This is a genomic window from Methylophaga sp. UBA2496 (assembly GCF_002341635.1).
In the GTDB taxonomy this organism is placed as follows: domain Bacteria; phylum Pseudomonadota; class Gammaproteobacteria; order Nitrosococcales; family Methylophagaceae; genus Methylophaga.
Genome location: NZ_DDOK01000007.1, coordinates 412,059 through 426,115, shown reverse-complemented (window position 1 = coordinate 426,115; position 14,057 = coordinate 412,059). Strand labels below are relative to the sequence as shown.

At 46.8% G+C, this 14,057-nt stretch carries 14 protein-coding genes; all 14 read right to left on the bottom strand.

What is annotated here, in order from left to right; translation table 11 throughout:
* Position 1 precedes the first annotated feature (1 nt).
* Entirely contained in the window at positions 2-1,420 is a 1,419-nt protein-coding gene (fliI, locus tag B2W60_RS11940) for a flagellar protein export ATPase FliI (RefSeq protein WP_292360293.1), read from the bottom strand.
* A complete protein-coding gene (locus B2W60_RS11935; RefSeq protein WP_292360295.1) occupies positions 1,407-2,093 on the bottom strand; it encodes a flagellar assembly protein FliH in 687 nt (228 codons plus the stop codon). Before B2W60_RS11935 ends, fliI begins: the two co-directional genes overlap by 14 nt.
* Positions 2,080-3,093, bottom strand: coding sequence for a flagellar motor switch protein FliG (gene fliG / locus B2W60_RS11930; protein WP_292360297.1), 1,014 nt, complete (start codon positions 3,091-3,093; stop codon positions 2,080-2,082). The genes B2W60_RS11935 and fliG overlap by 14 nt, the downstream gene beginning before the upstream one ends.
* Positions 3,093-4,784 carry a flagellar basal-body MS-ring/collar protein FliF gene (gene fliF, locus B2W60_RS11925; protein WP_292360298.1) on the bottom strand — a complete coding sequence of 564 codons (1,692 nt, stop codon included), beginning with the start codon at positions 4,782-4,784 and terminating at the stop codon, positions 3,093-3,095. Before fliF ends, fliG begins: the two co-directional genes overlap by 1 nt.
* 29 nt (positions 4,785-4,813) lie before the next feature.
* Positions 4,814-5,146 carry a flagellar hook-basal body complex protein FliE gene (gene fliE, locus B2W60_RS11920; RefSeq protein ID WP_292360300.1) on the bottom strand — a complete coding sequence of 111 codons (333 nt, stop codon included), beginning with the start codon at positions 5,144-5,146 and terminating at the stop codon, positions 4,814-4,816.
* Positions 5,147-5,189: 43 nt separating this feature from the next.
* Positions 5,190-6,575 (bottom strand): sigma-54-dependent transcriptional regulator, encoded by a 1,386-nt coding sequence (locus B2W60_RS11915; protein ID WP_292360301.1) that lies wholly within the window; start codon positions 6,573-6,575, stop codon positions 5,190-5,192.
* Positions 6,572-7,756: a sensor histidine kinase gene (locus tag B2W60_RS11910; protein ID WP_292360303.1), complete on the bottom strand. Its 1,185-nt coding sequence runs from the start codon at positions 7,754-7,756 to the stop codon at positions 6,572-6,574. The genes B2W60_RS11915 and B2W60_RS11910 overlap by 4 nt, the downstream gene beginning before the upstream one ends.
* Before the next feature lie 127 nt (positions 7,757-7,883).
* Positions 7,884-9,374 carry a sigma-54 dependent transcriptional regulator gene (locus B2W60_RS11905; RefSeq protein WP_292360305.1) on the bottom strand — a complete coding sequence of 497 codons (1,491 nt, stop codon included), beginning with the start codon at positions 9,372-9,374 and terminating at the stop codon, positions 7,884-7,886.
* Positions 9,375-9,513: 139 nt separating this feature from the next.
* Entirely contained in the window at positions 9,514-9,831 is a 318-nt protein-coding gene (locus B2W60_RS11900) for a flagellar protein FliT (protein ID WP_292363976.1), read from the bottom strand.
* A gap of 6 nt (positions 9,832-9,837) precedes the next feature.
* A complete protein-coding gene (gene fliS / locus B2W60_RS11895; RefSeq protein WP_292360308.1) occupies positions 9,838-10,227 on the bottom strand; it encodes a flagellar export chaperone FliS in 390 nt (129 codons plus the stop codon).
* 29 nt (positions 10,228-10,256) lie between these two features.
* Positions 10,257-11,621, bottom strand: a complete 1,365-nt coding sequence (fliD, locus tag B2W60_RS11890; protein ID WP_292360309.1) for a flagellar filament capping protein FliD — start codon at positions 11,619-11,621, stop codon at positions 10,257-10,259.
* A gap of 47 nt (positions 11,622-11,668) precedes the next feature.
* Positions 11,669-12,070 carry a flagellar protein FlaG gene (locus B2W60_RS11885; protein ID WP_292360311.1) on the bottom strand — a complete coding sequence of 134 codons (402 nt, stop codon included), beginning with the start codon at positions 12,068-12,070 and terminating at the stop codon, positions 11,669-11,671.
* Positions 12,071-12,138: 68 nt separating this feature from the next.
* On the bottom strand, positions 12,139-12,972 hold the full coding sequence (locus B2W60_RS11880) for a flagellin (RefSeq protein WP_292360313.1): 834 nt from the start codon (positions 12,970-12,972) through the stop codon (positions 12,139-12,141).
* 186 nt (positions 12,973-13,158) lie between these two features.
* Positions 13,159-13,995, bottom strand: coding sequence for a flagellin (locus tag B2W60_RS11875; RefSeq protein WP_292360315.1), 837 nt, complete (start codon positions 13,993-13,995; stop codon positions 13,159-13,161).
* Positions 13,996-14,057: the final 62 nt, after the last annotated feature.

Genomic DNA, 14,057 nt, shown 5'->3' with positions numbered 1-14,057 from the left:
ATTAGAAATTGCGTTGTTCCGCTTGCATCAGCTGTCCATTTAACTGTGGTTGATTACTCATTTGTCCAAAAGACAGTTTTTGTAATGCCTGAATGCTGTTATTCCAATCATGCGCCACATGCATATCCTGTTTCAACATTGCTGATAAAGCCGGATAACGATTAATTGCTTCATCAATATGTCGATCACTGCCAGCCTGATAGGCTCCAATAGTAATAAGATCCTGATTTTGTCGGTAAGTGGCATAAATCTGCTTGAATTGCTGCGCCAGCTGTAAATGTTTGGCATCCACCACCTGCGGCATGACCCGGCTGATCGATGCTTCAACATCAATAGCAGGATAATGACCGGCTTCAGCTAATTGTCTGGATAACACAATATGCCCATCCAGAATGGCACGGGCCGCATCAGCCACCGGATCCTGTTGATCATCACCTTCAGTCAGGACGGTGTATATCGCGGTAATTGCACCGCCACCTATTTCACCACTGCCGGCTCGCTCAACCAGTTGCGGCAATAATGAAAACACTGAAGGTGGGTAACCTTTAGTGGCTGGCGGTTCACCTACCGCAAGTGCAATTTCCCGCTGCGCCTGTGCAAAACGCGTCAGTGAATCCATCAGCAATAAAACCTGTTTGCCCTGATCCCGAAAATATTCCGCAATACTGGTAGCCAACATGGCACCATGCAAACGCATCAATGGTGAATGATCTGCCGGTGAAGCTACTACTACGGCACGTTTCAAACCTTCTTCACCAAGAATATCTTCTATAAATTCTTTTACTTCACGTCCCCGTTCGCCAATTAACCCCACGACGATCACATCGGCTTCGGTAAAACGGGTCATCATACCCAGCAATACACTTTTGCCCACACCACTGCCGGCAAACAGACCCATCCTTTGTCCACGGCCAACGGTCATTAACGCGTTGATTGCCCTGACACCGACATCCAGATGCTGTCTGACCGGGGCGCGTGATAACGGATTGACGATTTTTCCATGCAGGGGAGCTTTATCTTTTACATTCAATGGTCCGCGACCATCCAGTGGCTTTCCGGCACCATCAACGACCCGGCCCAATAAGGCTTCGCCTACCGGAACCTGGGAATCACTGCGAATCGGTCTGACACGAGCATTAGGTACCAGACCACGAATGTTGCCAGTCGGCATCAGATAAAGCGTTTCGTCATGAAAACCAACCACTTCCGCTTCAACCGGTTCACGTCCCGGGGCATAAATTTCACATCGGCTGCCAACGGATGCTTGAAATCCAACCGCTTCCAGGGTCAACCCCACCATACGGGTTAAACGTCCTTCAACTGTAATCGGAGTCTCTTGATCGGCTGCTAATCGCGCGTGATGTTGTTGCAACTGCTGTTGCAACGCTATAGCACGATTATTGGGTTCAGGAGGATTCATAGTGATTGTCTTGACTCAATAACCGTGAAATCAAATTGTTGAGTCGTGTTTCAACCGTGGCATCAATCGTGGTATCCGCAGTGACCAACCTTACTCCTCCGCGAGTCAACAGCGGATCTTCATACCACTGCCAGCCGGCATCCTCATCCAGTTTCAGGCCATTTTTGACCAGCTCCATATCTTCGGGATTCAGATAGACCTTAAGCTGGCGATCACTGACCGGTAATACAGCCAATGCCTCTCTGACAGCTGTGATGACAAGCTCCGGTTGCTGGCGGATCTCTTGATAAATGATTTGTCGGGTCAGCAGACTAAGCATGGCAAGCAAATCCTGCTCGACAAGGGCGTCAACAGCTTTAAGTGGTGCATGAAGACTGTCTATTAAGGTTTTCCAATGTTGTGATTGCTGCTGAATATCGGCTTCACCCGATTTGATACCAGCCTCATGGCCTTGCTGATAACCTTCATCATATCCCAGTTTAAAACCTTCTTCCTGGGCAGCCTGTTGAACGGCTTCTATAGCTTCAACCGTAAGCGGGCTTGCATTTTCAGCTTCTACATCAGAAACCGAGACAACGCGTGGAACCTCCCACCGCTCATACGCGTTGGCTAACTCTTCGGCAGATAAAACGTTGGCATGTTCGGTCGTATAAAGATCATCAGATGAAGTCATCACCACCACCGCCGCTACCTAATGCAATATCACCTTTATCGGACAGCATCCGCGCGGTAGCCAGAATGGATTTTTGTGCGGCCTCGACATCACTGACACGCACTGGTCCCATGGCTTCGAGATCATCACGTAGCATTTCCGCCGCACGCTGAGACATGTTTTTAAGAAACTTCTCTTTAAGATTTTCGTCAGCACCTTTAAGTGCCAACTGTAATTGATCGGTTTGAATTTCACGCATCAGCGTCTGCATACCGCGATCATCGACATCAATCAGATTATCAAAGACAAACATCAGATCTTCGATATTCTGGCCCAGATCCGGTTCTGCCTCTTTGATTTTTTCCATTATGGCCGCTTCACGACTACCCTCAACAAAGTTCAGAATATCCGCCGCCGTTTTCGGCCCCCCCACTGTGGCCGTTTGTCCACCAGCATTGCCACTGAATTGTTTTTCCAGGATCTCATTGAGTTCGTTCAGTGCTGCAGGTTGTACGCCATCCAGGGTTGCAACGCGAAGCAGAATGGCTGCCTGATCCCGTTCAGGAAACATTCCAAGAACCTGTGCTGCCTGATCTGAATCCAGGAAGGAACATACTATCGCCACTATTTGGGGATGCTCCAGACGGATGACTTCATAGATAGCGCGTGCATCCATCCATTTTAATTGTTCAAGACCGTTCGTGTTACCACCGGAAAGGATCCTGTCGAGCAAGCCACCAGCCCGTTCTTCACCCAACGCGCCGACCAGCATTTTCCGCACATAATCATGGGACCCAATGCCAAGGCCGGTCTCCTGCTCAACAGTAGTGACAAAACTGCCTAAAACAGTTTCAACTTCACCACGGGTCACATTGCTTAATGTCGCCATGGCCTGACCGATTTTCTGAACCTCTTTTGGTCCCATATGTTTTAGTACTTGAGCAGCATCTTCCTCACCTATCGAGCGAAGAAAAACAGCAGCTTTTTCAGTACCTGTTAATTTACGGGGTTGTTCGGCCATTATGCATCACTCGCTGCCCAGTTTTTTACCACTTGCGCTACCAGCGCAGGGTCCTGCTGTACTAAGCTACGAATATTAGTCAAATGCTGTTCAACGCGCTCAGAACCAGTCGTCAGTTTAGCAATATCCTCTCCATTTTTACTACTTGCTGCCAAAACCTGTTCTGCCGACATGCCTTCCGCGTTTTCACCGGTTTGATTGGCTAACTGTTTATCTGGGGATTTATTCAGATCCCTGAAGGCTGGCCGTATCAACCCAAAAATCAGGAATAATACAACCAAGGCTCCCAGTACTTGCTTACCAACCTCCCAAAACCATGGTTGTTCCCACAAAGGAATACTGGGCAAAGGTTCAGCTTCAACCGGTGTAACAAACGGAGCACTGACTACATTTAAACTATCACCACGTGCCATATTGAAACCGATAGCATCCATAACCAGGGTATTAATCCGCGCCATTTGAGCATCATTCAACGGCGTACTCACCATATTACCTTCAGCATCTGTGGTTGCGGGTTCATCAACCAGCACAGCAACACTCAACTTACGAATACTGCCAGGTGCCAGGCGGCTATGGCTGATCGTACGATCCAGTTCGAAGTTGCGGGTACTGCGTTTCGTGCTGGAGCCAGGTGTTACCGTGTTGGTGACCACTTCACCATCTTCCCCAACATTTTCCTGCACTGCCTGTTCCGGAGCGACTCCACCACCAGGAGGCTGGTTGGTTAGGGCTCCAGGTACCCCCATAGGCCCCAGTCCTCCAACACGTTCTTCTTCGGCAAGCTGTTCACTGCGTAATGCTGCCAAATCCGGGTTGTAACTCTCCTGAGTTTGTTCAGTCACGGTAAAGTCAACATCAGCAACGACCTGCGCACGGACACCATTCATCCCCACGATCGGGGTCAGGATATCTTCAATACGACTGATATATAACTGTTCAAGCTTTTGGGTGAACTCCAGCTGCGTATCACTCAATGCCATGCTGCTATTGCGTTCTGGCTGACTAAGCAAATTACCGCGCTGATCGACTACAGTAACATCCGAGCTTTTCATATTCGGAACGCTGGCAGCCACCATATGCGTAATAGCGGCAATATGACCTCGTTCCAAGGTTCTGCCAGCATACATATTCAGCACTACTGACGCGGTGGGCGGTTTACGTTCACGAACAAAGACAGATTGTTTTGGAATTGCCAGATGCACCCGGGCACTTCTGACATTCTGTAATTCAGCCACCGAACGGGCAAGCTCCTGCTCCATCGCGCGTTGATAGCGAGCCTGCTCAATAAACTGACTGGTGCCAAAACCCTGTTCCTGGCTCAGAATCTCCATGCCCTGTGCTGAGCTACGTGGCAAACCTTCCGCCGCCAGACGTAAACGCAAGCCCTGAACTTCTGACGCCGGAACCAGTAATGCGCCTGACGTTGGATCCAGCTTATAATCGATTTTCATCTGCTGCAGTACATTGGCAACTTCAGATGACTCCTGCGCCTCCATTCCTGAAAACAACACCTGATAGGAAGGTGTCTGCGACCACATAAATACGTAACCACCCACAGCAATACTCGCGGCAATGGCTAATAAAAACATGATTTGTTTGGTCACCGGCTGGCGGGAAATATTGTTTTGCATCACCGCCAGAGGAGAATTGGCAGCAAATGTATTCGTTTTTGTAGCAGGTACGTTTTCCATGTTTCAGCTCTTCAGTTTAACCAGCAACATTAAATCGACATTCTCATGACTTCCTGATAAGCCTCGATAAGCTTATTACGCACCTGGATAGTTGCATCGAAAGCCACACTGGATTTTTGTGAAGCAATCATAACGTCAGTTAAATTCACACTGGGATCACCCAACTCAAAAGCGGTTCTTAACTGACTCGCAGTTTGTTGTGTCTCATTCACCTTATCAACAGCATTTTTCATCAAATCGGCAAAATCAACTCGTCCGCTGGACAAATTTTGCTCTGCCGGCATGGGCATGGCTTGATTTGCCTGAGTTTGCATAGCCCGCATTTGTGTCAGCAGCTGGTTGGGATCAATCGCTTTTATCATAAGAATCTTCTCGCTTTGTGTGACTTGGTTGAGCTTGGTTTATTTATGCAGACTTCTTGCCAAATTTTCCGGGAATGGCAACGCCCTGTTCACGAAAACGAGAAATCTTGTAGCGTAACGTGCGTTCGCTGATACCCAGTTCTTTTGCAGTTTCACGTCTGCTGCCCCGATGTTTGGCCAGCATGTCGAGAATATGACGCTGTTCATGACTGCGTAAATCATCCGCATTAACCGTCAGTGCATCAGAATTATCGTCCACCATCACTGGTACAGGGTTTACTTCAGTATTGCTTTGCTGAGTTCCGGCCAGGGTTTCGTAGGCAAGGTCTTCGGCCTTGATTACTGCGCCTCGCTGTAAAATCAAAGCGCGCTGAATAACATTATCCAGTTCACGCACATTGCCTCGCCAGCTGTGCCGAGACAATTTGATTTGTGCTTCATTATCAAAATGGGGCGCCACCTTTCCACTGTGCTGACAATGACGCTCAAGTAACTGCTGAGCCAATGGCACAATATCTTCCGGTCGTTCGCGCAAAGGTAATAACTGCAAAGGAAAAACGTTTAATCGATAAAACAAGTCTTCGCGGAAACGACCGGCCTTTACTTCTTCACGAAGTGTGCGGTTAGTGGTTGCCAGTACACGTACATCCAGCGATAAGGTTTTTCTTCCTCCCAGGCGCTCTACTTCCCGCTCTTGCAACACCCGCAATAATTTAGCCTGTAATGAAATATCCATTTCGGTAATTTCATCCAATAAAATCGTGCCTTGATTTGCCTGTTCAAATTTACCGGCATACGCTTGAGCTGCGCCGGTAAATGCCCCTTTCTCATAGCCAAACAATGTTGCTTCGAGCATGGATTCAGGGATCGCAGCACAGTTAATCGCCACAAAGGGTCCGTCTTTACGAGGTGAGTGGCGATGGATAAAGCGTGCCAGAACTTCTTTACCGGTACCGCTCTCGCCATTGATTAACACCGTGGCATCGGTTTCAGCCACGCGTCTTGCCAACGATTGTAAATCCACAGAGGATTTAGCGGCAGCCACCATATCATCACTGGCTGGCAATGTGCGTACATAACGCTGTACGCGTTGCAGCAAATCATCGGCTTCAAATGGTTTCATCAGATAATCACAGGCACCTTCATGCATGGCTTCTACGGCACTTTGTACTGAACCATAAGCGGTCATCAGCACCACTGGCAGAGAAGGCAGCATGGCGCGGGCTTTTTTCAACAGGGTATGTCCATCCATTGGTTGCATCTGCAAATCACTGAGTAACAATCCTATGGGTTCATTTGCCAGCTTATCCAAAGCTTTCTGGCCGTGGTCAGTCGCCGTGACCTGATAGCCTGCAAGTTCCAGCGTATCGCATAAAGCAATACGTAAATTTGCATCATCTTCAACCACCATAATCATTGACTGCGTCATGATTTCACTCCTGTTTGCATTGTTTCCTGGGGGGTATTCATAGGACGGTAAACTGGCAGTCGAAGACAAAATGTACTGCCAACGCCTGGCTCACTATCCAGCCACAACATACCTTTATGTGCCCGGGCAACCGATTGCACAACTGCCAAGCCCAGACCGGTTCCTGCTGAACGCGTGGTATAAAAGGGTTGCAGAATCTTCTCATAATCAGCCTCTGCGATTCCGTCACCATTATCTTCAATACTGATTTCAATAAACTGCTGCTGATCTTCTTCAGCATACTCGGCGTGAATTGTAATTTTTCCTTCCTCACCACAGGCCTGACGTGCATTATTCAGTAAGTTGTTCAATGCACTGACCAATGCCGGCTGACTGCCATATACATAGCCATCGTTGACCAGATTACTCACCTGTACATTCAAGGATTCACTTTCGGGCTGCGCGATAAACTGCTGAACCAGTTCATCGACTAATTCACTCACACTGACCGGTGCCGTACTATTCATATCGCCACGCGAGAATGCCAGCATATTGCGAACCAGCTGTTCCATATGGCTCAAACTGTCATGTAAACGGCGGGCAAATTTCAGTTGCGTCGTTTTTTCAGTTTCGGGCTTGAGTAGCGGTGCAAGATACAATGTGGCGGAGGATAAAGGGGTGCGGATTTGATGGGCCAGGCGTGCTGCCATTTCACCCATTGCAGACAAACGCTGCAAATGTGCCACTTTACGCTGCAGTTGACGCGTTTCTGTGACCTCCTGAAGCAGGATAATTTGTCCCGGTTCTTTATCTAATGGACTGGTAGAAATATGCACCAGACGGCCATCAGCCAGCGAGACATCATGCCCATCATCCTCACGTGGTTTAAAAGCCCGTTTGATGACATCAATCCAACGTTGACCAGTTAATGGTTCGCCAAGCAGATTAATAGCCACCTGATTACAGTCCTGAACCAAACCCGTACCGTCAATCACCACTACACCACCGGGAATGACTGCTAACAAGCTACTGAGACGATCCGCAATACGGCTCTCTGAAGCTGATGTTTTTTTATGACTTACTGGTGGTGTCCAAACAGGATGATTTTCAGCGATAGCAGCCATGGGCCGTTTCGTTGAGTGTGTTGACTTGGTTGCAGGGCGTTCACTCTGGGAAGAGGATTCAGGCCATTTCAGGTTCATCTATTTTGCTCCACTAAAGGGTTTCCGATAGTGTTTCTGCAAAATACATGCCCTGTTTTTTAACTATTAAATATCAATGACTTATATTTAATTATTTTATTTCGGAGTCAAAATTCAGGCACCTATATCAGGTGATTTCAACATCACGTTGAATACCATATTTGCGCATCTTCTCCACTAATGTTGTTCGGCGCATTTTGAGCCTGCTGGCTGCATGGGCAACAACCCCGGCCGCTTCATCCAATGCTTGTTTGATAAGCAGATATTCCAAATTGGCCAGATGCTCCCTTAAATCCAATCCGTCTTCCGGAAGCACCTCCATTTTAATTGCCCCATTATCGGAATGACTTGCTCCATTTAATGGTGCAACAGAATCACTGGCTGCATTCTCTTTGACAACCACATTTAGTGCAGCTGATGTTTCAGGCCGAGCAGAAATAGCCGCGGTAACAACTTCCGTCAGAGGTTCGCCGTCAATTTGATATTTTTCTGGCAGATCATCAAAATCAACTGTGCCATAGGGATATAAAATCACCAGCCTTTCCACCACATTAGCAAGCTCTCGAACATTTCCGGGCCAGCTGTAACGACATAACGAAGCGATTGCCGCCGGGGTAAATCTCACAGCCCCACGGTTTTCATGTTCTATGCGCTGGGTCAGCTCATGAATCAGTAATGGGATATCTTCTGGTCGTTCACGTAACGCTGGCATATCAATCGGAAAGACGTTTAAACGATAAAACAAGTCCTCTCGGAAACGACCATCATCAATATGGGTTTCTAAATTCCGGTGAGTTGCCGCAATGACTCTGACATTGGCTTTTTGCGTTTTATTACTACCAACCCGTTCAAACGTTCTTTCCTGTAATACCCGCAACAGCTTGACCTGCATGGGTAATGGCATATCCCCAATTTCATCAAGAAACAGGGTGCCACCTTCGGCCATTTCAAAACGTCCTTTTCGGGCCGTTATCGCACCAGTAAAAGCGCCTTTTTCATGTCCGAACAGTTCACTTTCAAGAAGCTCACCGGGGATCGCGCCACAGTTTACTGGCACAAAAGGTTTTTCCCGACGGGAAGAAAAGTAATGTAAATTGCGGGCAACCACTTCCTTACCCGTCCCGGATTCCCCCAGAATCAATACATTTGCTTCAGAGTCTGACACCTGCTGAATCATTTTCTGAACCCGCTTCATTTTTACACTGTTTCCAACCAAGGAGCGAAACAATGGTTCGGTTTCAACTGTATTTTGAGCCTGATTTTTATAAACCGAAGCTTGCTGTAAGGCATTACTTAACTGAGGATACTTAACAGGATAATGCAATGCGCCGATGGTACCGGGGAATTCGCCAGTAACATTTTGAGGATAATCAAGCGTGAAAACCGGAACTCTTGCTTCATGATTGACCAGTTCACGAAGTAATTGTTTGGTCTGGCTGCCCCCTCCACAATCACCAACCAGCGCCAACGCAATATCATTTAAATCATCAATGCTATCAAACCAACTTTCCATGTCCTTCACCACCACTGCGTGGCAATTCAAAAACGCAATAAGCGTGGAAAGCGTTTCTCGGCGTTGGGGGTCAATATCTATCACCAAGATATTACACGCATTCATAACTGCTCCTGAAGACAAGCTCACTCCGTACCTGACGGTATCACTACAAGGATTTGTGAAATCAAGTTAAGCACTTTACGGTTAGTTGTCAAAAAAATGACACTAAATTTGGGAACTTTATCAGAATTAAGTACGCTAACTAATTGGATTGATAAGCAGTTACGGCTTTTTGGGTGAATTTTGCGTCACGCATTTGCAGCTGAAGAGACTGTTTCCCTTTTTGGCAATGCGCAATAAGCTCATTATTGGTGTCTATGAGCTTTTGTAAATCTGTTGCCACCTTTTTGATTTCAACAGAGCTATCGGCTAAGGGGAAGAGTGCATCTAGCAAAAGTTGTCTTTTTTTTTCGATAGGATCAAGTGCTTCCCAGTTTTTTTGTTTAGCCAGGTTCAGCATGTTCTGAGTGAGTTGCAAAGCCTGTTGCAACATTTCAATTTTATCGTCTGAATTTGACATAGCAGATTAATGAAACTCGGCGGGAATATTATCCCATCCTGCTTTGACTTCCATCAGCAAGCTACTGACTTCATCCAGAATGGCGACATCGTTGGTCACATTAGCTTCCAGCAAACGCCGTCCCATATATTCATAAAGTGAATCAAGGTTCGCCGCGACTTCACCACCTTTTTGCGCATCAAGGCTGGTTCGTAATCCCTGGATAATATTCATTCCCCAGGTAATCTGACGACTTTTCTCTGCAATATCGTTACGAGCAATGCAACCTTTGGCCGTGGCGATTTTTGATAATGCGCCTTCCATTAACATCTGAATAATACGATGCGGAGAAGCAAAGTTCACCTCTGACTCGACTGCGCCTCGACCATAACCATCCAGCGCTTTTTTATTGATCATGTTTTGCATCATCCCAAGTTCGCTCTGTGTTAATTATTACGATTATTCAATGACGCTAACTGTTGCGTCAAAAAGCTCGACGTATTATTTAAGCTGCTGACTAATGTATCCAATGCCGTAAATTGTGCTCTAATTCTTGCCTCAACGGAAATCATTCGATCTTCCATTCGCAAAATCTGCTCATCAATACTTTTAACTTGTGTATTCAAACCATCTTCACGGGAATCAATCAAGCCATCATTGGCTAACCAGCCATCGGCCAAATTCGACAGTTTTGCAGCAAAACCACCATTTTCTGAAGCAAATAAATTGCTAAACGATTCAAAATCGGTGTTCATGATTTCAGTGATACGATCCGAATCAACCTCCATCACACCTTGTTTATTAATAGATACACCTGCTTCAATCAAATAACTAAAGGATGATCCATCAATGGCGGTACCAGCATTTAATACATCAAATATTTGCCGTTCCAGGGACAACAACGTACTGTCTGCTTCCAGTTGACCATTGCGCTGTTTATTGATTTCTGAGCGTAACGCATTAAAAGCAGAAGCAAAGGCTTCAACAGATTCGAGAATTTGCTCGTCATCTCTTGTCACGCTTAAAGTCGAAGAGCCTACAGATGCGGCATTGATAGTGACACCATCAATAGCACCGGTAATCGTATTGGTATTACTGCTGACATCAAAGCCATCAATCCTGACCAGGGCATTTTGTGCTGACGAGATTGGCGCACGGAACTCTACGCCACCTTCCGGGTTATAGGCTAAAGCCGATAAACCCGTTTCATCGGTATTATTACCGTCACTATCTGTCACACTTATCCGTAACGCATTATCGAGTCCGGTTTCTTTTGAAGACAGAACTAAACGAGCACCTTCATCACCAGTCACAATAGTCGCCGAAACACCGGTGTTGTCGGTCGCGTTATTAATGGCATCCCGGATGCCGGCAAGCGTGTTATTGGTTCCATCAATAGTCAGTTCGAAACTATCCGCTCCGATACTGATATTCAGTGTGCCTTCTCCTACAACGGTGTTGGAATCGGTATAGGCTTTGGTGGCAATTTTGTCCCTTTCAGCCAGACTCACCACTTCAATATTGTAGTTTCCCGCAACAGCACCACTGGAAACCGAGCTGGTGAAAACAGATTCACTTCCACTTGTGGCCTGATAGACTTGAAATTTCTGTGGTGAATTAAGATTCGCCATTGCCGACTGAAAATCAGCAACTTTGCTTTTTAGCGAGCCATACGCACTTATCTGGGCATTAACCTGAGATTTTTTACTCGTTAAATTGGTGATTGGCTGGCGCTCAATCTCCATCAACTTAGTCACAATGTCGTTTACATCTAGGCCAGACCCTATGCCTGGTGCTTGTATTGTAGCCATGATAATGCTCCCGATTAGTGTGTAATTTTAAGCAAATTACACGCCAATCAAACTCTCATTTCCAATAGCATGCCGCGATACTCTTCCAGAGAGCTACGAACTACCAGTAATTCTTCAGCAGGAATCTGTCTGATAAGTTCATCTGTTTCTGAATCAATGACTCTGATAACAGTTTCACCACTTTGGTCATCTACTGAAAATTGTAAAGAACGATTCAGATTTTGCATGTAGCTATTCAGCTCAACAACGCGATCCTGAATCGCTGCTAATTGCTCATCAGTTGCTTCCAATTGCCTTGAAAGTGCATTTGGCTCTGCAACGACATTAACCCGTTGTATAGTTGCAACCCCTGAAACAACTTCAGCAGGAACATTACTGCCCTGCTGAATATTGCCAGAAATTGGTAATGACAACGAATCATTTTTAACTGTGAAATCGTTTGTAGTCATCCCTTCATCCTCCAAGAGTATCGGGTAAGCGTTTCCCGGCTATATTTGCCGGGAAAGCCCCCGGTAACTTATCCGAGCAATGAAAGTGCTGTCTGAGGCAGGGTGTTCGCCTGCGCCAGGATTGATACGCCCGCCTGCTGCAAGATCTGTGCACGAGTCAGATTCGCAGTTTCTGCAGCGAAGTCGGCATCTTGAATTCGGCTACGTGCAGCCGTCAAGTTTTCGGCATAGTTCTGCAGATTGGAAATAACCGCTTCAAAACGATTTTGCAGCGCACCATAAGTTGCACGTGACTGGTTAACGGTATCCAGTGCAGTACTCAGGTTGGCAAGTGCACCAGAAGCCGCACCTGCTGTGCTGACGTCAATGGTACCTGTTGCAGCCAAGTCTGCAGAGTAACCGGCAATACCTGTCATACTTACTGTTGAAATTGACAATTGGTTTGATGCCGCACCACTGGCACCAACTTGGAAAGTCAGTGAATTCACAGCACTCAACAAGCCATTACCAGCGAATTCAGTAGTCTGGATAATACGTGAGATTTCTTGGGTCAGCTGATCAACCTCAGCCTGGATACCAGTACGGTTTCCAGTCGTAGCGTTAGCAGATTGTACCGCCAGTTCACGGATACGTTGCAGGTTGTTACCGATTTCACCCAGTGCGCCCTCGGCAGTCTGACCAAGAGAGATACCGTCTGATGCATTACGAACGGCCTGGTTGGTACCACGGATATCACGAGTCAGCTGTTCAGCAATGAAGAGACCAGCCGCGTCATCTTTTGCGCTGTTAATACGCAGGCCAGATGATAAACGTTGCAGTGACTGATTCAGACTGCTTTGTGAAGATTCAAGATTACGCTGAGCATTTAAGGATGCCAGATTCGAGTTTACAATAACCGCCATGAGAATTCTCCTAGGCTTTAAAGGGCTTTTTGCCCCACTAAACATGGCGGACAGACTGTGGAAATCCCAGTATTTACCGCCTCCGAAATGTTTAGCGTCCTGCGGTTATTTTTCTTTAATCTTTTTTTCAAAAAAACCGGAAAGCGATAAAAGCCAGTCTTTCCGGTAACTTTGAAGACCTCATTTTTAACCCTGTAGTAAGGTGAGTGCACTCTGAGGCAGACTGTTAGCCTGAGCCAATATTGACGTGCCTGCCTGCTGCAGGATCTGCGCCCGGGTCAATCTTGCCGTTTCGGCGGCAAAATCTGCATCTTCGATCCGACTTCGTGCCGCTGTCAGATTCTCGGCATAATTCTGCAGATTGGAGATCACTGCCTCAAATCGATTTTGCAAAGCACCATAAGTTGCACGGGTTTGGTTGACCGCATCAATATCCAATGACAGACCAGAGAGTGCCGCAGAGGCGTTAGCTGCATTACTGACGTCGATTGTACCGGTTGCCGTTAAATCCAACGAGTATCCACCGATACCGGTAATATTAACGGTCTCCAATACAACCTGGTTATTTGTCGATCCACTGGCACCGACCTGAAAGACTAAGGATGTCGCACCGCTTAGTAATTTGGTTCCACTGAACTCGGTTGTTTGAACAATACGTGAGATTTCTTGAGTCAACTGGTCAACTTCTTTTTGCAAACCAGTTCTGTCGCCTACTGTTGCGTTTGATGCCTGGATGGCGATTTCACGAATACGTTGTAAATTGTTTGCGACTTGGCCTAAAGCACCTTCGGCCGTTTGTCCAAGCGATATCCCATCTGCCGCATTTCGAACAGCCTGATTGGTGCCCCGAATATCACGAGTAAGCTGTTGAGCCACAAACAGACCGGCAGCATCATCTTTGGCGCTATTGACACGCAAACCGGATGATAACCGTTGTAATGACGTATTCAGATCATTCTGTGAGTTACTCAGATTACGCTGAGCATTCAAAGATGCCAGATTACTATTGACGATTAGTGCCATAACACTCTCCCTAATTGAGCGATTCTATTCAGAACCTGCCGGCGCTCCGAACAGGTATAAAA

Coding starts and splice junctions, on each gene's coding strand:
- fliI (WP_292360293.1), bottom strand. CDS start 1,420: ATGAATCCTCCTGAACCCAATAATCGTGCTATAGCGTTGCAACAGCAG.
- B2W60_RS11935 (WP_292360295.1), bottom strand. CDS start 2,093: ATGACTTCATCTGATGATCTTTATACGACCGAACATGCCAACGTTTTA.
- fliG (WP_292360297.1), bottom strand. CDS start 3,093: ATGGCCGAACAACCCCGTAAATTAACAGGTACTGAAAAAGCTGCTGTT.
- fliF (WP_292360298.1), bottom strand. CDS start 4,784: ATGGAAAACGTACCTGCTACAAAAACGAATACATTTGCTGCCAATTCT.
- fliE (WP_292360300.1), bottom strand. CDS start 5,146: ATGATAAAAGCGATTGATCCCAACCAGCTGCTGACACAAATGCGGGCT.
- B2W60_RS11915 (WP_292360301.1), bottom strand. CDS start 6,575: ATGACGCAGTCAATGATTATGGTGGTTGAAGATGATGCAAATTTACGT.
- B2W60_RS11910 (WP_292360303.1), bottom strand. CDS start 7,756: ATGAACCTGAAATGGCCTGAATCCTCTTCCCAGAGTGAACGCCCTGCA.
- B2W60_RS11905 (WP_292360305.1), bottom strand. CDS start 9,374: ATGAATGCGTGTAATATCTTGGTGATAGATATTGACCCCCAACGCCGA.
- B2W60_RS11900 (WP_292363976.1), bottom strand. CDS start 9,831: ATGTCAAATTCAGACGATAAAATTGAAATGTTGCAACAGGCTTTGCAA.
- fliS (WP_292360308.1), bottom strand. CDS start 10,227: ATGATCAATAAAAAAGCGCTGGATGGTTATGGTCGAGGCGCAGTCGAG.
- fliD (WP_292360309.1), bottom strand. CDS start 11,621: ATGGCTACAATACAAGCACCAGGCATAGGGTCTGGCCTAGATGTAAAC.
- B2W60_RS11885 (WP_292360311.1), bottom strand. CDS start 12,070: ATGACTACAAACGATTTCACAGTTAAAAATGATTCGTTGTCATTACCA.
- B2W60_RS11880 (WP_292360313.1), bottom strand. CDS start 12,972: ATGGCGGTTATTGTAAACTCGAATCTGGCATCCTTAAATGCTCAGCGT.
- B2W60_RS11875 (WP_292360315.1), bottom strand. CDS start 13,995: ATGGCACTAATCGTCAATAGTAATCTGGCATCTTTGAATGCTCAGCGT.